The 24,186-nt window shown below is 57.0% G+C and carries 24 protein-coding genes and 2 pseudogenes; 12 read left to right on the top strand and 14 right to left on the bottom strand.

Annotated features, from left to right (window positions below; translation table 11 throughout):
* Nucleotides 1-20 precede the first annotated feature (20 nt).
* A pseudogene (locus tag AGR1_RS28065) lies at nt 21-461 on the bottom strand (DUF4158 domain-containing protein); the annotation flags it as partial.
* Here AGR1_RS28065 and AGR1_RS28060 point away from each other — a divergent pair.
* Complete coding sequence (locus tag AGR1_RS28060) at nt 455-961, top strand: hypothetical protein (RefSeq protein ID WP_149149106.1); 507 nt, start codon at nt 455-457, stop codon at nt 959-961. The pseudogene AGR1_RS28065 and the gene AGR1_RS28060 sit on opposite strands and share 7 nt — an antisense overlap.
* Before the next feature lie 74 nt (nt 962-1,035).
* Here the strand turns inward: AGR1_RS28060 and AGR1_RS28055 are convergent, their stop codons facing one another.
* Nucleotides 1,036-2,205: a DUF882 domain-containing protein gene (locus tag AGR1_RS28055; protein WP_083532142.1), complete on the bottom strand. Its 1,170-nt coding sequence runs from the start codon at nt 2,203-2,205 to the stop codon at nt 1,036-1,038.
* A 279-nt stretch (nt 2,206-2,484) separates the two neighbouring features.
* Here AGR1_RS28055 and AGR1_RS28050 point away from each other — a divergent pair, with 279 nt between their 5' ends.
* Nucleotides 2,485-3,810 (top strand): Nramp family divalent metal transporter, encoded by a 1,326-nt coding sequence (locus AGR1_RS28050; RefSeq protein ID WP_035228715.1) that lies wholly within the window; start codon nt 2,485-2,487, stop codon nt 3,808-3,810.
* Nucleotides 3,811-4,042: 232 nt separating this feature from the next.
* Here AGR1_RS28050 and AGR1_RS28045 read toward each other — a convergent pair whose 3' ends face one another.
* Nucleotides 4,043-4,459 (bottom strand): helix-turn-helix domain-containing protein, encoded by a 417-nt coding sequence (locus AGR1_RS28045; RefSeq protein ID WP_035228718.1) that lies wholly within the window; start codon nt 4,457-4,459, stop codon nt 4,043-4,045.
* A 123-nt stretch (nt 4,460-4,582) separates the two neighbouring features.
* On the opposite strand from AGR1_RS28045, the gene AGR1_RS28040 reads away from it, so the two are divergent.
* The gene (locus AGR1_RS28040) at nt 4,583-5,092 is read left to right on the top strand and encodes a hypothetical protein (protein ID WP_035228721.1); all 510 of its coding nucleotides are present in this window, start codon (nt 4,583-4,585) and stop codon (nt 5,090-5,092) included.
* Nucleotides 5,093-5,142: 50 nt separating this feature from the next.
* Here the strand turns inward: AGR1_RS28040 and lspA are convergent, their stop codons facing one another.
* The 3 genes from lspA to AGR1_RS28025 all read right to left on the bottom strand — a co-directional run bounded on the left by lspA (nt 5,143) and on the right by AGR1_RS28025 (nt 6,849).
* On the bottom strand, nt 5,143-5,652 hold the full coding sequence (gene lspA, locus AGR1_RS28035) for a signal peptidase II (RefSeq protein ID WP_051796774.1): 510 nt from the start codon (nt 5,650-5,652) through the stop codon (nt 5,143-5,145).
* A gap of 269 nt (nt 5,653-5,921) precedes the next feature.
* Nucleotides 5,922-6,437 (bottom strand): transglutaminase-like cysteine peptidase, encoded by a 516-nt coding sequence (locus AGR1_RS28030; RefSeq protein WP_107341867.1) that lies wholly within the window; start codon nt 6,435-6,437, stop codon nt 5,922-5,924.
* A 163-nt stretch (nt 6,438-6,600) separates the two neighbouring features.
* Nucleotides 6,601-6,849 carry a hypothetical protein gene (locus AGR1_RS28025; protein ID WP_037094252.1) on the bottom strand — a complete coding sequence of 83 codons (249 nt, stop codon included), beginning with the start codon at nt 6,847-6,849 and terminating at the stop codon, nt 6,601-6,603.
* Nucleotides 6,850-7,489: 640 nt separating this feature from the next.
* Here AGR1_RS28025 and AGR1_RS28020 point away from each other — a divergent pair.
* From AGR1_RS28020 to AGR1_RS28010, 4 genes are all read left to right on the top strand, one after another.
* Nucleotides 7,490-8,023 (top strand): hypothetical protein, encoded by a 534-nt coding sequence (locus AGR1_RS28020; RefSeq protein WP_037094253.1) that lies wholly within the window; start codon nt 7,490-7,492, stop codon nt 8,021-8,023.
* A 214-nt stretch (nt 8,024-8,237) separates the two neighbouring features.
* Nucleotides 8,238-9,320 carry a murein L,D-transpeptidase family protein gene (locus AGR1_RS28015; RefSeq protein ID WP_107341865.1) on the top strand — a complete coding sequence of 361 codons (1,083 nt, stop codon included), beginning with the start codon at nt 8,238-8,240 and terminating at the stop codon, nt 9,318-9,320.
* A gap of 3 nt (nt 9,321-9,323) precedes the next feature.
* Nucleotides 9,324-9,494: a hypothetical protein gene (locus AGR1_RS29735; RefSeq protein WP_157951666.1), complete on the top strand. Its 171-nt coding sequence runs from the start codon at nt 9,324-9,326 to the stop codon at nt 9,492-9,494.
* Between the two features lie 26 nt (nt 9,495-9,520).
* Nucleotides 9,521-10,579, top strand: coding sequence for an NAD(P)/FAD-dependent oxidoreductase (locus tag AGR1_RS28010; RefSeq protein ID WP_107341866.1), 1,059 nt, complete (start codon nt 9,521-9,523; stop codon nt 10,577-10,579).
* A 2-nt stretch (nt 10,580-10,581) separates the two neighbouring features.
* Here AGR1_RS28010 and AGR1_RS28005 read toward each other — a convergent pair whose 3' ends face one another.
* The 3 genes from AGR1_RS28005 to AGR1_RS27995 all read right to left on the bottom strand — a co-directional run bounded on the left by AGR1_RS28005 (nt 10,582) and on the right by AGR1_RS27995 (nt 12,616).
* On the bottom strand, nt 10,582-11,505 hold the full coding sequence (locus AGR1_RS28005; protein WP_080823604.1) for a cation diffusion facilitator family transporter: 924 nt from the start codon (nt 11,503-11,505) through the stop codon (nt 10,582-10,584).
* Between the two features lie 23 nt (nt 11,506-11,528).
* Nucleotides 11,529-12,035 (bottom strand): thioredoxin domain-containing protein, encoded by a 507-nt coding sequence (locus AGR1_RS28000; RefSeq protein ID WP_246669771.1) that lies wholly within the window; start codon nt 12,033-12,035, stop codon nt 11,529-11,531.
* Between the two features lie 152 nt (nt 12,036-12,187).
* A complete protein-coding gene (locus AGR1_RS27995; RefSeq protein WP_072495073.1) occupies nt 12,188-12,616 on the bottom strand; it encodes a disulfide bond formation protein B in 429 nt (142 codons plus the stop codon).
* 234 nt (nt 12,617-12,850) lie between these two features.
* On the opposite strand from AGR1_RS27995, the gene AGR1_RS27990 reads away from it, so the two are divergent.
* The 3 genes from AGR1_RS27990 to AGR1_RS27980 all read left to right on the top strand — a co-directional run bounded on the left by AGR1_RS27990 (nt 12,851) and on the right by AGR1_RS27980 (nt 15,127).
* The gene (locus AGR1_RS27990; protein ID WP_072495074.1) at nt 12,851-13,468 is read left to right on the top strand and encodes an SCO family protein; all 618 of its coding nucleotides are present in this window, start codon (nt 12,851-12,853) and stop codon (nt 13,466-13,468) included.
* 31 nt (nt 13,469-13,499) lie between these two features.
* On the top strand, nt 13,500-14,201 hold the full coding sequence (locus AGR1_RS27985; protein ID WP_083532141.1) for a L,D-transpeptidase: 702 nt from the start codon (nt 13,500-13,502) through the stop codon (nt 14,199-14,201).
* 347 nt (nt 14,202-14,548) lie between these two features.
* Nucleotides 14,549-15,127 carry a DedA family protein gene (locus AGR1_RS27980; RefSeq protein WP_246669769.1) on the top strand — a complete coding sequence of 193 codons (579 nt, stop codon included), beginning with the start codon at nt 14,549-14,551 and terminating at the stop codon, nt 15,125-15,127.
* Here AGR1_RS27980 and AGR1_RS27975 read toward each other — a convergent pair.
* Nucleotides 15,124-16,337, bottom strand: a protein-coding gene (locus AGR1_RS27975; protein ID WP_149149104.1) for an IS3 family transposase whose coding sequence is annotated in 2 segments (ribosomal slippage) — nt 15,124-16,001 and nt 16,001-16,337 — 1,215 coding nt in all. Because the reading frame shifts where the segments join, the coding sequence is not laid out codon by codon here. The two genes, AGR1_RS27980 and AGR1_RS27975, sit on opposite strands and share 4 nt — an antisense overlap.
* Nucleotides 16,338-16,598: 261 nt before the next feature.
* Here AGR1_RS27975 and istA point away from each other — a divergent pair.
* Nucleotides 16,599-18,158, top strand: a pseudogene (gene istA, locus AGR1_RS27970) (IS21 family transposase).
* A complete protein-coding gene (gene istB / locus AGR1_RS27965; RefSeq protein ID WP_246669768.1) occupies nt 18,100-19,005 on the top strand; it encodes an IS21-like element helper ATPase IstB in 906 nt (301 codons plus the stop codon). The pseudogene istA and the gene istB overlap by 59 nt, the downstream one beginning before the upstream one ends.
* A gap of 107 nt (nt 19,006-19,112) precedes the next feature.
* Here istB and AGR1_RS27960 read toward each other — a convergent pair whose 3' ends face one another.
* From AGR1_RS27960 to AGR1_RS27945, 4 genes are all read right to left on the bottom strand, one after another.
* On the bottom strand, nt 19,113-20,279 hold the full coding sequence (locus tag AGR1_RS27960; protein WP_149149103.1) for an IS110 family transposase: 1,167 nt from the start codon (nt 20,277-20,279) through the stop codon (nt 19,113-19,115).
* A 489-nt stretch (nt 20,280-20,768) separates the two neighbouring features.
* Nucleotides 20,769-21,749 (bottom strand): AAA family ATPase, encoded by a 981-nt coding sequence (locus AGR1_RS27955; RefSeq protein ID WP_003501092.1) that lies wholly within the window; start codon nt 21,747-21,749, stop codon nt 20,769-20,771.
* Nucleotides 21,746-23,398 (bottom strand): IS481 family transposase, encoded by a 1,653-nt coding sequence (locus tag AGR1_RS27950; protein ID WP_003501095.1) that lies wholly within the window; start codon nt 23,396-23,398, stop codon nt 21,746-21,748. Before AGR1_RS27950 ends, AGR1_RS27955 begins: the two co-directional genes overlap by 4 nt.
* On the bottom strand, nt 23,391-23,987 hold the full coding sequence (locus AGR1_RS27945; RefSeq protein WP_024710158.1) for a recombinase family protein: 597 nt from the start codon (nt 23,985-23,987) through the stop codon (nt 23,391-23,393). The genes AGR1_RS27950 and AGR1_RS27945 overlap by 8 nt, the downstream gene beginning before the upstream one ends.
* Between the last annotated feature and the right edge of the window lie 199 nt (nt 23,988-24,186).

Raw genomic sequence — 24,186 nt, 5'->3', positions numbered from 1 at the left:
TTTTACTCCGCCGTTGACACGGCGACAGTCGAACTGGCTATCGCAGCACCGTCGTCGGACATGGTCGCCGCTTGAATTGCCGCCAATAGCGCGGCGCGGCGATCTTGCAGCGTCGCGCTTCTCGTATCCAGATACACCATTAGCCGCGCCATATGATCCCGACGGGTTTCTTCGCGGCGTGCATAGAGGGCAAATTCGTCTGGAGCGGCGCCGATCTGATCAGCAACATACTTCAGCATGGCGCGAGGCGGAGTTTCTTCTGCTCCAAGCACTCGACCCGGGTATCGCATTAGACATAGCTGGATGGCGAAGCCGAGCCGATTGTGATTACGTCTCCGCAGTTCAATCTCCAGGCGATCCGCCAATGACAACGAATAGTGTCGGATTAGGTTATCCTCGTCGACTGGTATGTCGACAAGCTTCCGGCGATCTTGATCTTTAAGAAGCTTGCGCTTTGCCATCGCCCGACTCCATTGATGAGCAATCTGCTCGAAGCGTTGTCGAGTCGGACCGGACAGAGAAATCAAAATTGGCGCATGTCGGTGGCAATCCACAGAGATCGGATGTTGCACATCGGATCTACGGCATCGTTCCGGTTTCGTTCGACCTTAGCGTACGATTTCGGACTGCTCTTGTTCCGACCCCTCTTCGCAAGGTCGAGGCGGGTCATCTCATCCAGATTTCCGTTCTGGACAGCAAAGGGCCAACCACGGTCTCCGGAATGCGGGGTCGGGCAATCGGCGCCCAGGTGACCCTCATTCCCAGTCCAGTTAGTGACGTAGAAAAGCAGAAAGGCGAATTTTCTGGCTTTTCCATTGAAGGTGGGGCTGGCTCAGACGGCGAGTTTCACGGTCTACGCTTCAATGCCAAACCGGAAGATCTGGCAGCAATAGCCGCCGGCTTTGATGACGCGACAGGCTGTTCAAACGATTTGGAAATGCCGGCCCCTGCTAAAAGCTGACGCACCGCCGAAGATTCGAGTATCGACGCGCGAGACGTTTGTTGCAGCCTGGCACAATGGCTCCGATCCTTGATTTAGGGGGCGATCTGGGTAGTCCTGATCGCAAACAGTCGTGCAGACATGAGGGGCGCTGTCAATCCTGTTGAGGTGTCCGGACCCGAAAGCGCCCATGTCATGAGCGTTTCCTGACCATCAGCCTCTTCGTCAGCATCTCTGTCTGCTGCGGTGATCCGAAATAGCGCGATCAAGGCAACCGGCTCCGGCAGATCAAGAATGGCGGAAGGGCGGAAACTCTCAATCTGTGTGCGATCGGTAGACGGACCGAGTGAGGCAACCTCGACCCTAGGTATTTCCATTTCGGAAGTAGGGCGTGCAACCGGTACAGGAATTGCCAAAGCGCTTAAATCGGTGAACTCCGACCTAGCCTCGCCGACCATGGTCTGTCGGTTTGTCTGAAGATCGAGCGCGTCCTCTGCTCGGCTCCGTTCAGTCGGGAGCATTGCGGTGAGCAGGCTGCTCCTGTTTGACGAAGCGGGAGCGAAACTACTGTCCTTATCTCCAGCACTGGAAGCAATCTCGATCGATTTTGCGCCGACGCGACGACGATAGTCGGCGACTGCCAAATCGTAGCCGGGGAGCGGGCGGCCATCGGAGGGGAGGTGCATGGTCTTTCCATCGGGAAAGATCCGAGCCAGTTCCTTGCGCGTCATGCGGGGCCATGCACGGACATTTCCAACATCAAGATGGACGAAAGGAGATCCCGATGCGGGATAGTATCCCACTCCGCCGACTTGCATCTGCATCGCAAGTGATCGCAACTTGGCCAGTTTGACGCCCGGAATGTAAAAATCCATTGCCTTGCCGAGGGTGTGTTGGCTGTTTTTCGCGACACCACTATCCCTCGATCGCCCTCTGAGCATCTTGTTTGTCGCCGGTGAGCGATAGGCAGAGACTATATGAATATAGTTGTTTGATCCGCTGCGCTGGTACACTTCCCATACGAGATCGAGTAGACGGGGATCGATGTTCGCGGGTTCGTTCTTGCGCCAATCGCGCAAAAAGCGGTTGATCTGAACTAGTCCACGGGCATCGAACTTCCCGTCCCGTTTGAATGTTATCGTCGCACGTTCCCCAGTGTGTGTGAAAAACAGCTTCAGCGATCTGTCCGTCGCGGCTGTCGCAGGTGAGGACGAACCCGCCGCCATTGCCACTGCGAGCAGCACGGCAATTGCAACCGTCGCCATGCCGCGGAGGCATTCGGATAGGAAGGCTGCGGTTGAATAGGGCCTAACGCAAGTTGGCAACTCGCTCACTGGGTACTCCACACTTGACGGCTCTCCGAGCTCGGGCCTGGCGAACATTGCGGCCACGCTCGGATCACCATCAGTAAAGCCGACTATGGTCAATAAAGCCCTAATGGTTCCCAATTGGTGGGATCTGATCGATCCGGCTTGCGTCCGCAGCCTCTTTGTGAGAATGATTTGCAATTGCAATAGTGGTGGGCTTTGAAAGCGCGGTGGACGATGGACAGACCGGTGAGGGGATGGCAACAAACGGTGGGAGAGGCGTCCCTTTCGGATGTGCACCGGTCGATCAAGGTCGCGGCAGGAGCGGGCACTTTCCGAAGGGCAATGGCTTTCTTCGGGCCCGGCTATCTCGTCGCGGTCGGGTACATGGACCCAGGCAATTGGGCGACATCTCTGGCCGGGGGATCACGCTTCGGCTACGCGCTGCTCACGGTGGCCCTGATTTCAAACATCATGGCGATCGTCCTTCAGTCGCTGTGCGCGCGCCTCGCCATCGCCTCGGGGCGAGACCTGGCGCAGGCCTGTCGTGATGCCTACCCCAAACCGGTTGCCATGGTGCTGTGGCTGCTGGCCGAAATAGCGATCATTGCGACTGACATCGCCGAGGTAATCGGCACTGCAATCGGCTTGAACCTCCTTTTCGGTATTCCGCTCGAGCTGGGAGTGGTCATCACTGCTCTGGATGTATTCTTGATCCTTTACCTGCAAAAGCTTGGCTTCCGTTGGGTCGAAGCGCTTGTCATAACTTTGCTCGGCGTTATCGCCGTCTGCTTTGCGGTTCAGATCGCTCTTGCCGATCCGGATTGGGGTCAGGTGATCCTCGGCTTTGCTCCAACGACAGAGATTATCACGAATCCCGACATGCTGTATCTGGCGCTTGGCATACTCGGTGCGACCGTTATGCCGCACAATCTCTACCTCCACTCCGGTATCGTGCAGACGAGGGACTTTGGCGATACGTTACCTGAAAAGCGCGAGGCTCTGAAATTCGCGACGATCGACTCCACAGTCGCATTGATGTTCGCTCTGCTCGTCAATGCTTCGATCCTCATTCTGGCGGCCGCTACGTTCCACGAAACCGGGCGGACTTCGGTCGCAGAACTGGGTGAGGCTCATAGTCTGCTAGCCCCGTTGCTCGGTTTGGCCTTCGCACCGACATTGTTCGGAATCGCCCTTTTGTGCTGCGGTATCAATTCAACGGTTACCGCGACGCTTGCGGGTCAGATCGTGATGGAAGGGTTCCTGAAGATCCAGCTTGCACCTTGGCTTCGCCGTCTGATTACCCGGGGGATCGCCATCATACCCGCAGCAGGGGTCACTATAGCTTTCGGAGACAGCGGCACTGCCCAGCTTCTGATCTTGACCCAGGTCGTGCTTAGCCTCCAACTATCCTTTGCGGTTTTCCCGCTGGTGATGTTCACAGCCGATGCTGATAAGATGGGAGAGATGAAGGCACCTCTTTGGCTCTCGGCTTTTGCCTGGATCATCGCCATCGTAATCGCTTTGCTGAACCTGAAGCTGTTGGTCGATTTCGTTTCCTGATGCGCTCGCACCGAGCTGCCCATTACTTCCGGAGGACTTTCAAGCACTCAGTGAGCTGGCGGGCAGCCTGATGTGACCCTCACGAACTAGGCGATTGCGACCCCTGATGCAGTCTCTTGGTCTGGACGATCTGTGCGACTTGGAGCTCGCCACCAACCGCCCCGATCATTCAGATCGGTACCAACTGGGATCGCCGTGTACTCAGAGGTATTTGGGCAGTGAAATGCTGTAGTCAGTCGTGCTCGGTGGTGCACATATCGTGGTTTGCCAAGGCCCTGATCACATAGCAATCGCGCACTTGATTCGAATGGCAGTGTGTTGAGATCCGTTCCAGCTCGGCTTCCAGCTTCTTCAATCTCTCGATCTTCTGTCGGATTGTCACAAGCTGTTCGGCAGCTATCTTGTCGGCCTCTGCACACGGCTTTTCCGGATGCTGGCTCAGCTCTATAAGCTCGCGAATAGCTTCGATCGTCAATCCAAGGTCGCGGGCATGTCGAATGAATGAGAGGCGTTCCTGCTCGGTCTTCGAGTAACGTCGCTGATTGCCCTCAGAACGTTCCGGCGGTGAGAGCAGCCCCATCTGTTCATAATATCTGATCGTTGGTACCTTGACACCCGTGGTCCTGGACAGATCTCCAATGGTGAGCATGCTACCTCCCTCTCCAAATGCGGCAGGTGCAGGCCGCGACAAATTAGCCCATCACGCGAACCTGAACCCTCGAACAACCGAGAGGTATGTAAGCAATGGCTCGGAACATGTGAGGATTTATAAATGGCAAATCAAGCAAAACGTTGGTGTGTGGCAGCCACTGCATTTCTTTTCGCCGGTCAGAGCGGCGCCTGGGCTAACGTGACAAATGAACCTCATCAAATCGACTACGACGCCTTGACTATCGAACATGCCGAACTGGTCTTAGCGCCGGACGGGGTCACGGATAAAGCATATGTCACTGTCTACAATGGTACGCCCGATGACATGGCGATTGTCTCTGTCAACGTCACAGGGTACTCGACTGCAACACTCGTGAGCCCGATGGCCAAATCCAAGGGCTTCGAACAAGTGCCGCTGTCGGACACCTACGTCGTGATCCCCCGAAAAGCGGAACTGGACATGGGACAGGATACGGTTTTCATTTCACTGATGCGAAATTCGGGTCCTCCGAAAGCCGCAACGATGACGCTAAAATTCGATGACGGTACCTTGCGTGCTGTCCCGCTTGATATTCTTGCTCCAGATGCCGCGGAAACTAATCATCACCATGGAGAACCAAATCGCGAATAAAGGCTACTACAAAACCGAGAGTTGACGCCTTTTCCTTGCGCCGCACCCCGTCAGGAGTTCGTGGACGCATGCTCGTTTTTCGTCTGAACTACCGACGCCGCCACAAGGACAATGGCACCGCAAACGATGAACACATCTGCAATATTGAAGGCAGGCCATGACCACCCGGAGGCGTGGAAATCCAAATAGTCGGTAACCCTCAAGTTCATCAAACGATCAACCACATTTCCGCTCGCACCCCCAGCCATTGCCGTTATGGCCATTCCCTCCAGGACACTGTTGGCGAATACTGCCCAAATGACGAGTCCGACTACGATGCCCCCTTGAAGTGTGGCGAACAAACGGGGCGCTGACACGATGGTGTCCGAAAATAACCCGAAGCTAACGCCCGTGTTATAGGTGAGTTTCAGGTTGAAAAAAGAGGTCAACTCGATTGTTCCAGTCGGGGTTGCCAGAAGCTCCGCCATGACGAATTTGACGGACAGATCGATACCGCAGATTGCGGTAACCCCGAGGACGATGACGGTAAGCCTGAACATGGCTTTTTTCGAGAACAGCATTTTCGGTTCCAGACTGAGCACACTCTTACATTCGCTACGATTTGGCAGATTGGCCGCGAGCGGGATTTCACGCTCACTTGGTTTGCCATGCGGCCTCTAGGAACTAGAGCTTCAAGTGCAAAATTTTGTGCCAGTTGCTGCATCAAGGAAAAGTGTAGTGGCGGCCGGGGCTCATCATCTGAGCTGGGGCGCCAATCATTGCGAGGTTTCACCTCGTCAGGCACCCGGCTGACTGCTGCAGGATCGGCCGGTCTAATTTGTCACCTCGATTAGCGAATGCCGCTGACCGCTGTTGTGTCTCGACCGTCCCTGATCTTCACCCATTTGCCAGGATTGCGGGAATCCTGACGCTTGAGATATGTATATTCTGTTTCCGACCAATTTCTGATTTCACCACGCAAGTTGTCGAGAATGAAATCGCCTATTTCCGACCGCACCGTCAAAACAGCATGCCCGGATCCGTCCGGTTGAAGTACAACTGTGATCAGCAGATTGGAGACCGCGATCCCGCGCCTCATCAAAAGCTTGCGCTTCAGCAGAGCAAAGTCCTCGCAGTCGGCTGCGGTGGTAGGATAATTCCAAAATTCCTCGACGCCATAGATCTCGATATCCTCGATAGCCGGAATTGTATTGACGACCTGGTTGACCTCAACGAGGCTATTCCAGATTTCCTCTGTGAGCTTCAGGCGTGCGCGATCTGCAGCGTTAGGCTGGCATTCTTCGGGATATCTTTTACAAAATTCGAAGTGGCCGATCGGTTGCGACGTCGCCCCGGCGACAGGCATGGAATCCCATGTTGCCGCTTCCGGTTTCCAAGCGGCGCCTGTCGAAATGAACGTTATGGCGAAAATTGCGAGCAGGAATCTGAAGGTCATAACTCGTCCCTATGTGTTGGGACGAGTTATGCGGATCGAACACGATCATCACGCAAAGAAATTCAGTGCAATTTTATCGGCCTGTGTCGAATTCAGGCACTTTTTTATGAGATCGCCAGCTTGTGAACGACAGATAGGCCTCTATGCCGATCCAGCCCCCAAGGCCGATGGATGAGACGATGCCCGCGATGGCCTCGAAGGAGTCATGTCCTATGCCCCAGCAAACGACGGCAAAAACAGCCTTGACGAACACAAATCCCACCAGCGAAAACGCAGCGATCATGCCAAGTTTTTTCGAGATATGTGCGACTGAACCGATCATATCTCGACTCTAGAGGCTATGGTCACATATGGGGAAATCAATTCTTATTGTCTGCGTCCTCCATTGTGCGGCGGTGCCTGTGCACCAGCTTCAGGCAATCTCAGACAGGTTAATTGTGACGTGTGATGATGTCGCGGCTTGGAAAATCGATTCGGATTTTGTGTATGGCACTGCTGTTGGCAGTCGCTATTGTGAGTCCGCATGGATCAGTCGCACGGGATCTCATCTCCGGGGCGACGATATCCAGAACCGTCCATCAAGGGACTGCGTCTGCTGGTACCCACGCGAAATGCCAGCATCTGGTCGAGCATTCTCACGAGCTTCTGGCTTGCCTGCAGGAAAGCGCTGCAATTTCGGAACGAATGCTCTCTGCCTACAGAGTTTCACCAAATCGGTTCCGTGTCTTTGCAGGCATTGATCCCCTTGATCCTCCTCCCCGAGCCTGATCTTACCGTTAATACCGCCCGGAGATCGTAACCAGGTGTCTGCTGCGTTGGACTATGTCCAACACGCGGCTTGAGAGCGGCTCTCATCGACTAAGGGATCGAGCACTGTCCAATCACGCCTGAATGCGATGGCAGCACAGCGATCGGTGGAGGATCCCGGCGTAGCTCCGGTTGATCCTCATGGAGATTAGTAAATGTGGAAGATTGCATGCTCCGGAGCGTGGTGTGTCTTGGTGTGCTTGGTTGCTGTCTACGCTGGTTTCCAGTGGGCCCCAGCGCCCAAACAGGTTGAGACGCAGTCTCCCGGGCTAACCGAACATGAGGTGGTCAAATCGGCGATGGTGACCGTCCCGATTATTCGGGAGAGAAAGGTCGACGGTTACGTCGTTGCAGAAGTGACGTTGACCGCAAATGACGAGGCACTGCGTGCTAGTCCCAGCCCGGAGGCAGAACTGACGGACGAATTGATCGCGACACTGTTGTCTGGACCGGTGCTCACAGACCCCGAATTCGCCGCCGATGCCTTAAGGTTAGATCTGGTGGCGCGGATGAACAAGCGGATTGGTCTGCAAGCCTACTATAAAACTCTGATCACCAAGCTCGATTACCTCACTGCAGCAGATCTGGAGCGGATGCGCACCTCCGGAGCAAACCCAATGAAGGTAACCCCCCTGGTTGATAAATCTCTGCTCGATGTTGTGCCTGGTCCCGTGCCCAAAGATGAGTAGATGGTTGGGTGGGAGGAGCGTTTAGCCTTTCCTGGGGCTGCCCCTTGTAGCTCTAGTTACTTGAGGTCCTATATTTGTACCGGTGGCTAAGGGTTTGTTCGATGCGGCGTCGTGCGGTCGTGCCCCCCTTCCTGTATTGCCGGCTGCCGTGGTGCGCTCGGCACCTTATTGGTGATGTCGGCACGGTTTCATTGAAAGCGCGAAGAGTGACGAAATGAATTGGTTTCAGAATTTGAATCAGCGAGCACTTCTGATCGCGCGGAATGCCTGCCTTGGAGCCCTTATAGCTATCCCCCTATCCGGATGTGTTTCAGACATGGGGCTAGACGACCTGTCCAGCATGGCCCCCGAACTGTCGAGCAAGATGCTGGCAGAGATGTCAAAGAAGGGGATGGCAGCAGAAAGCCCCGTCCTGATCAGGATCTTCAAGCAGGAAAGCGAGCTCGAGGTCTGGAAGATCGACCGAAGTGGGCGCTACGCGTTGCTCAAGACATATCCGATGTGCAGGTGGTCCGGGAAGCTAGGTCCCAAGGTCAAGGAAGGTGACCGCCAAGCGCCAGAGGGATTTTACCACGTTTCAAAAGGCATGCTGAATCCTAAATCGCAGTACTATGTATCTTTCAACCTGGGCTATCCAAACAGGCTTGAGACGGCACTCGGCTATACCGGCGAGGCGCTGATGGTCCACGGTGCTTGCTCCTCTTCCGGTTGCTTTGCGCTGACAGACCAGGGCGTTGGTGAGATATATGCAATCGTCGCCAAGGCACTTTCATCGGGACAGGAGCGGTTCCAGGTTCAGGCCTATCCTTTCCGGATGACGACGGAAAACATGGCGCTGCACAAAGACAATCAAAACCTGTCGTTCTGGCGGACTCTGAAGGAGGGATACGACTATTTCGAACTGACCCGTCAGCAACCAAAAGTCTCGGTGTGTGGTCGCCGCTACATGTTCAACAAAGAGTTCGTGGGCGGAGAGCCCCTTGACCCACTGGAGGCTTGCCCCGCAAGCGCCGCTTCTCCTGATCCTGCTCTGATAGCCCGCATGGCCGAAGAAACCCAAAGGCTTGAGGCTGCGCTTCAACAGGCCGGCGGCTCCACGGTGTCGTCCTATGTGGATGGCGGGATGCATCCAAGTTTCCGCGCACTCCTTAAGAAAGAGGGTCCGGCCCGACTTGCGGCTCGCATCTCGGGCACAAAATATCCGGTTAGCAGACCAGATGCGGCGCTGGCTGACCCCTTCGAGAAAAAGAAGGCCAGGTCCGGCGACGGGGTGACTACCCCAAGTGCGGGAGATTGAATTATGGCCCAGCCCGATGAGCGGATTAAGAAGATACGACGCAATAACTGGATTGTGTTGGCAGTGCTCACGATTTTTGTTGTGGCGGTGTTTTTCTTGAGCTTCTCGCATATTGGTCGAGAGGCAAGGCCTGAACCCAACGGAACCGTAACCTCCCCAGCCGTTGATGGGTAACGACGATCTTGCTTGAGGAGAATACAATGCGGACCAACATCCTGATTATAGGGGCGGGGCAAGCCGGGCTCGCTGCGGCATACGCCTTGAAGAGGCAGGGCCTGAGCTTCTTGATTGTTGATGCTGGCACAAAAATCGGCGACAGCTGGCGCAACAGATATGACAGCCTCACACTTTTTACACCTCGCTGCATCAGCGCGCTCTCGGGTATGCCCCTGGTTGGTGATGCAAATGGCTATGCTGGAAAGGATGAGTTTGCTGACTATCTGCGGCGGTATGCTTCCTTCCATAAAATTCCGGTCAGCAGTTCGAAGAAGGTCGTCCGACTTGAGAAGGCAGGCAGTCTCTTTGTGGCGTCAACGCAAGACGGCAATCGTCTCACAAGTCATATTGTCATCGTTGCCACGGGGGCATTTTCAACACCGCGAATTCCTGGATTGTCGAAATTGCTACCTGCTGACATTCAGCAGATGCACGTAACCGAGTTCCGCAATCCGGGCTCGGTGGCGGAAGGCCCTGTTCTTGTAGTCGGAGATGGCGCGAGTGGCAGGGACGTGGCAATCGCGATGGCTGGGTTTCAAAAGGTGCTGCTTGCACGCGGGCGAAAGCGCAGACTTTTACCGGAGAAGGTCCTCGGACGCAGTTTGTGGGTATGGCTGGGGCAGCTCGGCCTTCTCCAGGCATCCGCGCAGGGGATCATCGGACGAAGGATGAGGCGTGAGGATCCATTCCCTGTTCGCGGCAATGACGATGCTTCACTCAGGCGGTCGGGGGTAATCCTGAAGCCGAGACTGGCTGCGATCCATGATCGCAGGGTAAGTTTCGCCGACGGATCGAGCGAGAACATCAGATCCATAGTTTGGGCGACAGGCTATGCCGATGAGCTCCCTTGGATTGAAGTCGAAGGTGCGGTGGATGCTCGGGCTGCCCCAATTCACTCCAACGGGATTTCGCCTGTTGACGGTCTCTACTATGTAGGACGTCCATGGCAGCGGAACCGTGCCTCTGGCCTGATCGCGGGTGTGGCTGACGATGCGGCCTTCATCGTTGAGCATATCCGTCAACGGTGCCTGCGAAGCCTCTAGTCTCAGGTTTCTACAACATTATGACCGATGACCTGCAGGCCGTCTTCGCAACCGTCCTCTGGCGTTTCGATCTCCAGAGTGCTGTGGTCGATACCGTGCCTGTCCCGCAGGATTTTTCGCACTGCGGCTTTCACTTCAGCAGCACTGCGCAGAGATAAATCCGTCACAACGAGATGCGCTTGCAATGCCTTGTGATCTTCATCGATCCGCCACACATGGACATGGTGCACCTCCTGGACGCCTTCGACGGAACGCATGTCTGAAACAAGTTCGTTCACATTTACGTCCTCAGGCGCCGCCATCATCAGGATCCGGATCGATCCTCCGATCTCAGCGAAGGCCTGCCAGAGTATGTAGCCTGCGATCATGAGGGTGACCGCTGGGTCAATCCATGTCCAGCCGTATATCAGCACAAGCGTGCCGGCGATGATAACACCCACCGATCCAAGGGCGTCCGACACATTGTGCAAGAAAGCGGCCCGGATATTCATGCTGGTTTTTGAAAGGGTGTAGGTGAGCATGGCTGTGGTCAAATCGATGACGAGCGCGATGCCTGCGACGATCACGACCGTCCACCCTTCGATCGGCGCAGGTGTGATGAACCGCATGACCGCTTCATACACGAGATAGAGACCAATGACGATCAAAGTCGTGTAGTTGATCAGCGATGCGACGATTTCGGCGCGAACATAGCCGAACGTCATCTTTTCGTCAGAAGGACGGCGCGCGATCCGACGTGCACCATACGCAATCACAAGTGATGCAGCGTCACTGAAGTTGTGGAGCGCATCCGCGATCAGGGAAAGACTGCCGGAGAAGATGCCGCCGACAATCTGCGCAAAAGTAAGGAGCACGTTGACGAGAATTGCTCCCCCTATACGCTTGTCTCCTGCATCTGCTTCATGATCGTGGTGATGTCCGCTCATGAATTCCGGTCCGGTCTCCGAAGTCAGGATCCTGCCTTGCTGGCATCGATTTCAGCTTTCAGCATAGTGAAAAGACCTTGCGGGCTGAACTCTGTGAGAGGCTTTTCGTTCACGAAAAATGTCGGGGTCTGTTTCACATTGTTGGCCTGAACATCGGCCATATCCTGGGCGAGAATATTGTCGATCGCTGGGGAGGCCGCATCCTTCTTTCCCTGCTCGACATCAAGTCCGGCCATCGCCGCGATCTGCCATGCCTTTTCTAGATCTGGTTTGCCATGATCGGCCCAGACAGGCTGCTGTTCCAGTATCGCTTCTAGGACCGGTTCAAACAGGTTTTGTTTGCGCGCGGCCTCCAATATGCGCACTGCATCATCGGAACCTTCGTGGAATACGGTGTATCGCAGGACAAGTCGCACGTCATTTCCGGTCTGCGTCATCATCTGCTTCACGAGCGGATAAAAGGCCCGGCATGCCTCACAAGACGGATCAAAAAATTCGACAATTGTCACAGGCGCCGAAACCGGCCCCATGACCGGCGAGTGCATTCTGACGAGGGTATTGTTCCCCGGCATTGTAGAGGGCGCTGGCTCCGCGTCTGGCGTAAGCCCATCATAGAGGGCCGCGCCTCCTGCGAAAACGGCAATCGCGGCCGAAGCCGAAGCGATAACGAAAGTGCGTCTGTTCATGCTGGTGTTCTCCGGCGCACGATTAGAAGTAGGACGATGATGACAGTAAATGCACCAAGCGACAGGAGCGGAATGGGCAGGGTTCCAAAGAGGAGCATACCCGCGCCCGAGCAGGATGGCCCCTGGCCGCAAGGCTTGATGGCCGTGGGGATGATGTTGAAATAAAGAAGGTTGTGAAATGCCGCGATCGACCATCCCGCCGCTGCCAGCGGAACGGCATAGATCCAGGCACGGGCATCAGAGCGGAAAGCGGCGACTGCGAGCAGCACTGCCAGTGGAAACATGAAGGCTCGTTGGTGCCAACAGAGATCGCATGGCGCTTGCCCCATGACCTCACCGATAAACAGTGCGCCCAACGTCGAACCCATGGCAATTATCCACGCGCTGAAGATCGCAAGCCATGCGCCGTCGTTAGTTTTCACCACTTATCTGCCATTCCTGTCGCTCATTGATGCTCGTCAGTATGAAACCTCTAGTAGCTTGAGGGTCAAGGGCGCTTTCTGTGCGACCGAAATTTCCGCTTCTGTCTGATGTGGATGACAGCGAAACGACTGAGGAGAATTTCGATTTTCTCCGCCATTAGCCTTGAACCTCAAGCTACTAGAGGGATTAGGAGTACTCCAAAGGGCTCTTCAGGGTGAATGTCGGCAGGGAATTAGATGAAAGCTCTCAGAGCGTTTCGAGTTGTGGCGTGGTGTGTGGTTGCGATCTTCACATTGCTACTGATTATAGGTTATTTGCTGCAGTCGGGTGGCGGCAAACGTGTTGGTGAGCCGGACGCGTCCTCTACCCCTTCGATCGGTCGCCCATTTGAGTTGGTTTCGCACCGGGGCCAAGTGATCGATAACGCTGTCCTCAAGGGAAAGCCGTATTTGGCGTTCTTTGGCTTTACCCACTGCCCTGACATCTGCCCCACAACGCTGTTCGAGCTGAGTGACCTGATGAATGAACTCGGGCCCGCTGCGAGCGGTTTCAACGTTGTTTTCATCAGCGTTGACCCAGAGAGAGATACTCAGCAGTTGCTCAACGAGTACATGACATCCTTCGACCGTCGAATCCTTGCCCTTCGGGGAACGCCGGAGCAAACAGCGACGGCTGTCAAAGCTTTCTCCGCCTACGCACGCAAGGTTCCGACCGAAGATGGAAGCTACACAATGGACCATACGGCTGGCGTATACATGATGGACGCCAATGGTAGCTTCAAAGGAACGCTCGACATGCATGAATCCCGCGAGGTTCGCATGAAGAAAATCCGAAATCTGATGACCGGCTCGTAAGCCAGAACTTCAACCGTCGAGAGGAAATACATTGCAGTCTGGCAAATTGACACGACGAGGCTTCGTTATCGGGGGGGCTGGGGCAGCGGCGGCTGTATTGACTGGCTGCTCGGCAACGACCGCAGAGACGACACAGTCTGAAATCGTACCCATATCCCATCCAGTTCTGGAAACCACCTATGGACCGATACTGAACGAACAGTTCCCGCTGCCTGCTATACCCTACCAGAAGATCGCCAAGCGCTATTACCGGCAGATGGTGAGTGATCCGACTGGAGAGCGGCCAGGCACATTGGTCGTGGATACGGCCAACTATTTTCTCTACCTGACTTACGAGGGCGGACAGGCGATGCGATACGGGGTCGGTCTCGGCCGGCAGGGGTTCGAATGGTCGGGCAAGGGGGTCATTCAGTACAAACGTCAGTGGCCGCGCTGGACGCCACCTGACGAGATGGTCGTTCGACAGCCGGAACTTGCGCCCTACAGCATTGCCAATGGCGGTATGCCACCTGGCCTCAAGAATCCATTGGGCGCGCGTGCGCTTTACATTTTCCAGAATGGCGAAGACACGCTTTACCGCATCCATGGATCGCCAGAATGGTGGACGATCGGCAAGTCGGTATCCTCAGGGTGTGTCCGGATGATCAATCAGGACGTGGTCGACTTGTATGGTCGAGTGCCAGGCAAAACCCCCATCGTCGTTACCAGCCTGCCTCGCTTCTCTGAGGCATAGGCGGAGAAAACCGTGAAGTCCCCACCGACAGTTCAGCGGCCTGAAGTCGTGAGGCCAGGCATGCGAGGCCTGTGCCCTGTAGGAGCTGACTCCGATTATCCGCATTCCCCTGGCGCTGTCATGTAGAGGCTGTCGGAAAACACCGGAAGCCTCAGCTCGTGCCCGGGCTATGCCAAACTGAACCAGATGTCCGATGGTCGTGCACTCACCAGGCAGGCCATGCGACGGAAAACATCCGATAGATCGTGTAGATCGTACACAAAAGAGTTTCTGTTTGTGCCTGCGATTTGATTTGGTGAAGCGATATGGACGGTTTGTCTGATCTAGTACGAGAATACGGGACATGGATGTACATCCTGCTTTTCGCATACTGCATGCTGAAAAGCGGTAGTCTCCCGTTGTTCGCGGGCTATGCGGCTCAAACACAAGCTTTGGACTTGTCCCTTGTTTTAGCGGTGACCTTTGCCGGCGGCTATCTCGGGGACGAAGCACGGTTCTTTATCGCGAGACGATACGGGGATGCGTGGTTAACGAGGTGGCCTTTTGCCGAAAAGGCCTATGCGGCCGCGAAAATCCTAGTTGCAAAGTACGGCTGGGCCTACATCTTTCTTTACAGATATCCCAAGGGTATGCGGACCATCGGCGCGCTTCCGGTTGGTCTCGGATCAATGTCATGGGCAAAGTTTACAGTTCTGAATGCAGGATCAGCAATAATTTGGACCGTCTGCCTGGTTTCAACGGGCTTTGTTTTCGGCGCACAGATAGAGGAGGCGGTGGAAACCGGCTGGGGCTTTGCAAGTATTGTCTTACTTGCCGCAATGCTCCTCCTGTCGGTCTTCGCATGGTGGCGTATAAATCGGATAACTGTCCGGATCCCGAAAATTGGAGAATGGAGTGCTCCCCGTTTCACCGGACAGGTCGGCTAGATTGATTTTGCCCTGATGAACTGCCGAGGGGAAGCCATCTTGAGCGCTGAATGTGGATGGATTTCGTTGTAGTCTTCGATCCATCCGTCGATGAGCCGGAGCGCCGTTTCGGCGTCCGGTAGTGCAGAGATGCGGATGTAATCCCGCTTCAGGGTTTTGACGAATGCCTCGGACATTCCGTTCGACTGCGGGCTGGCCACCGGCGTGAAGCAGGGCGTCAGATTGAGCGCCTGGGCAAACAGCCTCGTGTCCCGTGCTGTATAAGCCGAACCGTTGTCCGAGAGATGCTCGATAGCATGCGGGGCTCGGGTTGCATGGAAGCGTTTCTCGACCGCCTCCAGCATCATGTCGCGGACATCCGAGCCGGATATTCCGGCATTGGCGACCGCTGTCCAGGCGATGATCTCGCGGTCGAAGGCGTCAATGATGAAAGCGAGGCGAACGACCTCCCCATCCCAGCAGGTGAACTCCAGACCATCGGAGCACCAGCGCAGGTTGGAGCGCATGACCATGACCTTGCCGTCGTGGAGGCGGCCCTTGCGAACGGCCGTATGCTTCTCCAGCAGCATGGCGTGGTTGCCCATGATGCGATGGACCCGTTTGGCGTTGACGACAGGCTTATCGGCGGCTCGCCTTTCGCGATTGAGGAGCGCGGCGATCCGCCGATAGCCATAGGTTGGCCTTTGATCCACCAGCCTGCGGATGGCGGGCAGAAGCTCTGCATCCCCGACCTTATGGTATGCTCCACGCGGCTTCGATCTACCTTTCAGCCGCTCGATGACGTTGGAACGGGAGACGCCCAGCGTGTCTGCGACGGTCTTCATCGGGAACCGTCCTTCGGCAACAAGATCGGCCGCGATATCCGTTTTTTTGAGTCCGCTTTGGAAAGGGCTTCGCGGAGGATTTCGACCTCCATCGTCTTGCGGCCGAGCATGCGCTCCAACTCGCGGACGCGATCTTCCAGTTTCTTCACTTCCGAATTGCCGACTACCGGCTCGTCAGAATCCACGGCTGCAGCACCTCCCTCGCTCAAGAGCCTACGCCACCGATAAAGCAGATTGGGGGCAACGCCGTGACGGCGAGCGGTCGAAGATACCGTCTCGCCTGGTTCGAAACTCTGCTCAATGATCGTCAGCTTTTGCTCGGTTGTCCATCGCCTGCGGCGAACATCACCCGTCAGCAGTTCAACGTGTCGATACTCGTTAGACATAAGCCTATCCTCAAGCCTGTGCTTGAGCCTTTCTGCTTATGCCGACTGTCCGGTCGAAATGGGGGGCAGTTCAGAGAACAATCCAATTGAAGTCATCAGCAGTTTCATGCCTGTTTACTATGGAAAGGCAGAGGACAGCGCATGAATGTGATTAGGCATGGAATAAGGACCCCGCACATGGGGTGATCGGCGTCCAAACGGGACCCCCATTTGCAATGGGGTTACAACAGCCTCCGGTTTCATCGGAGGCTTTTTGTTCGGATGCTTATTGTGGAAACAATTCTGAAGATACGGCGGCTAGCCCATGTTCAGGGCAAGTCGATCAAGGCGATCTGCCGGGAGTTGGGCATATCGCGGAAAGTGGTGCGGAAGGTTTTGCGCACCGATGAGACGGAGTTCAAATACGAACGGACCCGTCAACCTCAGCCGAAGCTCGGCCCCTGGCGCGGTCAGCTCGATGGAATGCTCCTCGCCAATGAGGCCAAATCTTCTCGCGAACGGCTGACACTGATCCGGATATTCGAGGACTTGCGCGACCTCGGCTACGAGGGCGGTTACGACACAGTCCGGCGTTACGCCCGAACATGGGCGAAGGAGCGCGGGTCCGTGACGGCGCAAGCCTATGTGCCGCTCTATTACGCGCCGGGCGAGGCCTACCAGTTCGACTGGAGCCACGAGATTGTCGTGCTGAACGGCGTGACGACGACGGTGAAGGTTGCGCATATCCGGCTCTGCCACAGCCGGATGATGTATGTGAGAGCCTATCCGCGCGAGACGCAAGAGATGGTCTTCGACGCCCATGACAGGGCGTTCGCTTTCTTCGGCGGGGCCTGCACGCGCGGCATCTATGATAATATGAAGACCGCGGTGGAGACGGTCTTCGTCGGCAAGGAACGGCAATACAATCGCCGCTTCCTACAGATGTGCAGCCATTACCTGATCGAACCGGTGGCCTGCACGCCGGCGTCGGGGTGGGAGAAAGGCCAGGTCGAGAACCAGGTCAATCTGGTGCGCGAACGCTTCTTCACGCCGCGACTGCGCTTCAAATCCTACGATGAACTGAATGGCTGGTTGCTGGACAAGTGCATCAGTTACGCCCGCGCTCATAAGCACGTCGATCAGACAGAGCGCACGATCTGGGAGGTGTTCGATGCGGAGCGGCCGCACCTGGTCGGCTATCCCGGCAAATTCGACGGCTTCCACGCTGTGCAGGCCTCGATCGGCAAGACCTGCCTCGTGCGTTTCGACAACAACAAATACTCGGTACTGTCTACGGCAGTCGGCCGCCCTGCCGAGATACATGCCTATGCAGATCGCATCGTCATCCGGCAGGATGGCGTGGAAATCGGCCAACACGATCGCTGCTTCGGCCGTGGCGAGACGATCTATAATCCCTGGCATTACGTGCCGGTCCTGACCCGCAAACCGGGAGCACTGCGCAACGGTGCGCCGTTCCACGACTGGGTTTTGCCCGCCGCCATGGAGAAGGTGCGCCGCCGGCTGAAGGCAATGCATGACGGCGACCGGCAGATGGTGTCGATCCTCGAATGCGTGGGCCTGGACGGGCTCCCCGCCGTCGAAGCGGCCTGCCAGGAGGCGATCGATCAGGGCGTGTTCTCGGCCGCCGTCATCATCAACATTCTGGCCCGCAAGCGTGATCCGCAGCCGGCCGCCATCCTTTCCATCCCCGATGCGCTTCGCCTGACCCATGAGCCTCTGGCCGACTGCGCCCGTTACGACAGCCTGAGGAGGGCAAGCTGATATGGAACGATCCCAAATCCTCGACATGATGGGCACGCTGAAGCTGTTCGGCATGCGTAGCGCCTATGACGAGATCATGGCCTCCGGCATCAAGCGACAGCACGAACCGCCGCGCATCGTCGGTGACCTGCTTCAGTCGGAGATCGCCGAGAAGCAAGCGCGCTCCATCAAATACCAAATCACCGTCGCCAAGCTGCCGCTGGCCAAGGACATCGACGACTTCGACTTCACCGACACGCCGGTCAACGAAGGCCTGGTGCGCCAACTCGCAACCGGGGCCTTCCTCGCCGAGCAGCACAATATCGTTCTGGTCGGCGGAACCGGCACGGGAAAGTCTCACCTGTCCATCGCCCTTGCTCGTGCTCTGATCCGCAATGGCGCACGCGGCCGCTTCTTCAACGTCGTCGACCTCGTCAATCGGCTCGAGACGGAGGCACGTAGCGGCAAACAGGGACGGCTGGCCGACTTCATCACCAGGCTCGACTTCGTCATCATGGACGAACTGGGCTATCTCCCATTTGCCCAGGCGGGCGGCCAGCTCCTCTTCCACCTCATCAGCAGGCTCTACGAGCGGACGTCCATCATCGTCACGACGAACCTGGCCTTCGGCGAGTGGCCGGCCGTATTCGGCGACGCCAAGATGACCGCCGCTCTGCTCGACAGGCTCACCCACCATTGCGAGATCGTGGAAACCGGGAACGAATCCTGGCGCTTTAAAAACCGCTCTCAAAGCTCACATGAGGATTTCGTCGTCAAGATCAATCATCGTTTCATAGCGTGCCCCTTCGATTTCGTATCGAACCCATGGTCTGAGCCACCTTGCTTGACGCGGCACGTTTCCTTCACCGGTTCAAACTCACATACGGTCGCCGTTTTGTCCGGCAGCACCATTATCCCGCTTGCGTAGCGGCAAGGCTCAGCATTTGAAGCCCGACTTCGAGGCGGTTCGCTCACCTGGATCCGCCAGGAGTGATCAGTCCTGGAAGATTTGTGTGTTCGGCAATTTTTTGGTTGTCAGGCGGTCTTCATGACAGCCCCCTCGACGAGAACACCCGCAGTGACAAATTTCCACAGTGCGATAAGGAGTTTGCGCGCCAAGGCAACTATCGCGGCTTTCTTTAAGCGTCCACCATTCGACTGAACCCGATCCACAAACCAACGGCTGAGCGCTGATGCTGGCTGATTGCGTAGCCACAGCCACGATAGTTGGATCATCGTAGTGCGCAGCCGAGGGTTCCCTGCCTTTGAGACACCCTGCTCGTGGTCGATGGTCCCGCTCATCCATGGGGTTGGTGTCAAACCGGCATAGGCGGCAATCTGCCGCCTATTATCAAAATGCCGGGACAGGGCTTCGGTCCAAAGAACGGCGGCAAATTCAGCGCCAACACCCTTCAAGGACAGCAGCATCGCTGCGGGCGAGGTTGCCTCAACCGCTGGCTGGTCCTCCATCGATAGAAGAGAATTACGCTCGCTCTCCACTGCAGCGATCTGCTCTAGCAGCAACTCGAGACGGTCGAGTTCCCGATTGATTTGAGCCTTCAAGTGTTTCGGTAACTCACGCCCATCTCCAGTCTGAAGCTCCTCCAGCCGCTGACGGCGATCTTTACGGAGCGGCTGATAGCCGCTGACGCCTTGAGTAAAGAGTAGCCCCTTCACGCGATTGACATGCCTGACCCGCTCAGCAATCAAAACTTTGCGTTCCCGGCAAATCCGACGCCGATCTTCGTCACTCGGATCTGGCGCTCTGACCATCGCACATACGCGTGGCTCGCCGCGCTTGAACGCGAGCAATGTGCGCGTCAGAGCCTCTCCATCGATCTTGTCGGTCTTAGCACGCCGACGTCGACGGGAAGTCGCGATCGAAGCTGCGTCGACGACGTAACTCTCGATGCCGTGAGCCTCCAGCACGCGGTGTATCCAGAAGCCGTCCAATCCTGCCTCCTGGATCGTTACGATGGGAAATAATTTCCCTGTTCTCAATCGCGCCTTCTGCTGTAGCTGCTCAAATCGTTCCAGCAACTCGGCTACATTGCCACCGGCCACTACATGCTTCGACATCTTCTCGCCGCTGCCTGGCGACAACGAAGTGATCAACCAGGTCGATCGGCTCAGTTCCAATGACACAAAAATTGCGCCAAGATCGATGCGGACAGCGGTCGGTTGAATGGATGCAGGTTCCATAAACTGCTCCTCCTGAGCGAGTGTTTAGATGCAACCTCACTCTGCCAGAGCGGCGGCCGCTGTTCACTCCTCATGGGATCTAAAGCCGAAAAGACAAACAACCCGCGCCCGCAGGCCCTTGCGCTAAATGGAGAGCCCCGGGCCTACGCGCGCTGACCCGATGCAACTAGAGGCAGGGGTCCCTTTTGGGAGCCGATAAGGGGTCCCGTTACGACGCCGATTGACAACCAGGGAGTTGTGACTTGACCGCGTTGGAGGTGCTGGTTCCCCTTTCTGTCGCGATGGGCGCAGTTGGCCTCGGCGTCTTCCTATGTGTAGCGGCTTGCCAACATAAGCGCCTCTGCTCGCAAACATCGGCATTTTCTGCTCGAATTATCTGACAATGGAGCGGGCGTCGTGCTCACGCTCTTTGCCAATGTGCTCGCAAACATCCGGGTCTGCTTGCAAACATCCGCCACGTGCTCAGATTAATTGCCAGCGACGGCATGGTCAAACCGGGACGCCTGCCTGTCGTAGTTGCTCGGTCAGCTGACGGGAATATTCGGGATCAAGGGTGCCCGCCAGGAAGGCGCGGATATCCGACGGCCGAGCATTGAGGTGCGTGACCAGAGCCGTCGCATCGTAACCATTTCGGGTCAACGTCGGTTCGAGATCGTCGATGGCGCGGGACAGGACCTGCTCGACGATTTCGGCGGTAACCGGCTTGGCGCCGAGGCGAAAGCCCTGCTCGAATGCGAGGGTGAGATGCATCTCGATCTGAAGCGGCGTGCGCAAACGTTCGGCGATGAGGTCGATGGCTTCTTCCTCGAGGAGTTCGCCAACCTTTACGCCTTCGGCCGCACAGGCGCCAAGCAGCCAGGCAACATAGTCGCGGCGCGCGGAGCCGATCCCCTCGTAGTCAAAAATGGTCGTGCGGTAGCCAATCTCCTCCATTTGCGGCCGGCGCAGATCATTGCGCAACCGGGGATGCCCGACAAGAAGTACGGAAAGGAGCACGCCGGCGTCGGCGACCACCTCCATCAGTCGCTTCAGGCCGGTTAAGGTCTTGTGGTGCAGGTCATGGGCCTCGTCGACCACGAGGACGATCGGCCGTTTGCCTTTTTTCATGATGTCGCGCAGGTCGCGCTCCCGGCGCTCGGCCTGCTTGGGGATCTTGACCTGCGCACGATCGCCGGGAGACAAGTCGTAGAACAGGGCTTCAATGAGCGATGGCAGCGAAGTGCGCCGCTTGTCGACCGCCAGCGATTTGGCGAGTGCGACCTTGCCGGCTTTGGTGAGTTCGGCCTCGATGCGGCGCAAAAGGTGGGTTTTCCCCGAACCGACCAGGCCGGAGACCACGACAAGCCGACCGGTCTGGACGGCCGCACACACCTCGCGGATGATCGTGCGCTGATGCTCGGTCTCAAAGTTGCCGGCCCCTTGGAAAGGCCGGTCGAGGCCGTAACTGGATTGAACGTCAGCGAGCATCATTCTTCCTTTCTTCGCGCCTGGAAGCGTTCGCGGATACGGGCCGCGATCATCTTTTTGTCGAGTGTTTCTCCAAGCAGTTCATTGATGAAGGCGCGGTCACCGGCATTCATCGCGCCGATCGGCCGGCCGAGCTGGTCGGCGATGGCCCCACGGGCTGCGAGGCCATTTGGATAAGCGGTCTCTATTGCGGGTTCCGGAAACGGTGTCCGCCGTACACTCAGCCCAGCCGTGGTCGGGGGCAGCGAAGGCAATGGACGATCCCCGCCGGTGACCGCGGCGCGGGGGAGCCCAAGTTGGTCTGCCAGGCGCACCACCTTGTCGAGCCGCTCTTCGAGCTTGCTCTTCTGGTATTTGCGATAGCGAAAGAGGGGAACCGCCCCGCGCGAAGGTTGGAATGGACCGAAGCGCTTGCCCTCATGCTCGACGAACAGTTCCTGATCGAACAGGCCCCAGAGCAAGGTCACCGTTTCGCCGGCAAGTTCGGGCTCGACCTCATAGGATGCGCCTTCGACCGATACGGTCGCGTCTCCAGCAACCGTCCGTCGTTCCGGTTCGCGCGCAAAGGCGCAGAACCGCTCCCAGGAGCACATCGCCCGCACCCCGTCAGGAGGAAGATGCCGCAGCCAATCCTCGATGCGTGCATGAGACTCTGTGCGATGGTCGCCGTTATTGTAGGTGACCAAGGCGCGCCTGAGCCAAAGGTTGGCTTCCTCTTCGTCCTTCGGCTTGTGGAAATGATAGAGGGTCTCGTGCACTTCCTTGATCGTGCGAAACGGCCGCTCGACCTTGCCTTTCGCTCGCGCCGGCGTGCGCCGCTCGCTGTCCGACGGGGGCATATGCGTGAGAACCCGGACACCAAGGCTACCCATGACGGACTGGAAAACGCGCGAGCGGCTCACCGGCCCGTTATCCATATGGATGGTCGTTGGAATCCCCTGAAGCGGCAGTTCCGGTTCAGGCTTGGCGGCGAAGGCATTGTAGAGAAAGCGCAAGGCGGACTCCGCGTCCTCGCCGTAGACGGAGCGGTATTCCTGATAGCTCGCGCCGGAGCGATCATCGACCACGGAGAACAGCATCAGCGTCGGCCGGCCGCGCCCTTCCTCGACCCAAAGCGGCGCTTCCACCTGCTTCAGGTCGGACGGGCTCATGTCGAAGTGCCAGAGTTCGTTGGAACGCCGCGCCTGGAATCGGACGGCAGCCACCGGGCGGGTGACGCGCGCATAATCCAGGCCGGAAACACGCAGCAGCCGATCGACCGTTGCGCGTTTCAAGATGCCGGGCGGTGCACGGACCAGGCCATCGGGCGTCACCACGCCGTCTTCCTCAAGCAGCTTGATGGCGCGCGCCGTGGAGATATGCCGCCCCTTCCGGTTCGCCGTTCTGATCTTCAGGGCCGCGATGATTTCGGCATAGGTTTCCATCTCCGGCTGCGGGGCGATCCGGGAGGTTCCGTGATCGGCGCGCCGTACGGATTTCGGGCGGTTCAACTCCCGCAGCGCCCGATACAGGGTCCAGATCGAGATGCCGTAGGCATCGGCGGCACGAGCAACAATCTCGGTACGGCCTGGATCACGGGGAGAAAGCAGCGACAATCGGCGTCGAAGATCGACAAGAGCCTCTCCGGGCGGCCGCTTTCTCCGCTCAGCCATGGACGTCCTCGGATTCCACTGTTTTGGGAGAGCCACCCTTCTTGCCGATATGACGATAGAGGGTTGCAACAGAAACCCCCATGCGCTGCGCAATATTGCGTACCGGTATGCTGCCTTCCTTCATCAGGGCGCGCGCCGCGGCAATATCGCCCGGGCGCATCGCGGGCGGGCGGCCACCCTTGCGGCCACGTTGCCGCGCCTCGACCAGTCCAGCCGTCGTGCGTTCGCGGATCAGAGCACGTTCGAACTGGGCGATCGCACCGAAGACATGGAAGGTCAGCATGCCGCCCGGCGTCGTCGTATCAATGCTCTCGGTCAAGGACACGAGCCCGATCTTCGCGCGCTCCAACTCTTCCGCCGTCGCGATGAGCTTCTTTAGCGATCGCGCCAACCGATCGAGTTTCCAGACAACGAGCGTGTCACCAGTGCGAAGCACGTCGGAGAGAATTCGGCCCAATTCCGGGCGGTCATCGCGAGCGCCTGACCCGCGCTCGGTAAACACCTTCTCGCAACCGGCGCGTCTCAGCGCCTCAAGCTGAAGCTCCGGATTTTGATCGATCGTGCTGACCCTGGCGTACCCGACCCGCATAGCCATCCAAATGTTCTTGAAAGTCGTTGGACACATAGCATTTTGCGACAACCGTTTCTATAACAGTTTTGAGAAGATTCCATCGCGCCATTCAAGGGGCGTGACGGCATGCGCTATGGCATGCTCAAAAACCCTCGTTTATGACAAACGATCCATGGAAACCAACTATGTGTCTGACGGCCGAATATTCGCGACATGG

Source organism: Agrobacterium sp. B1(2019) (assembly GCF_008274755.1).
Taxonomy (GTDB): domain Bacteria; phylum Pseudomonadota; class Alphaproteobacteria; order Rhizobiales; family Rhizobiaceae; genus Agrobacterium; species Agrobacterium salinitolerans.
This window is presented reverse-complemented; position numbering and strand designations above follow the sequence as displayed.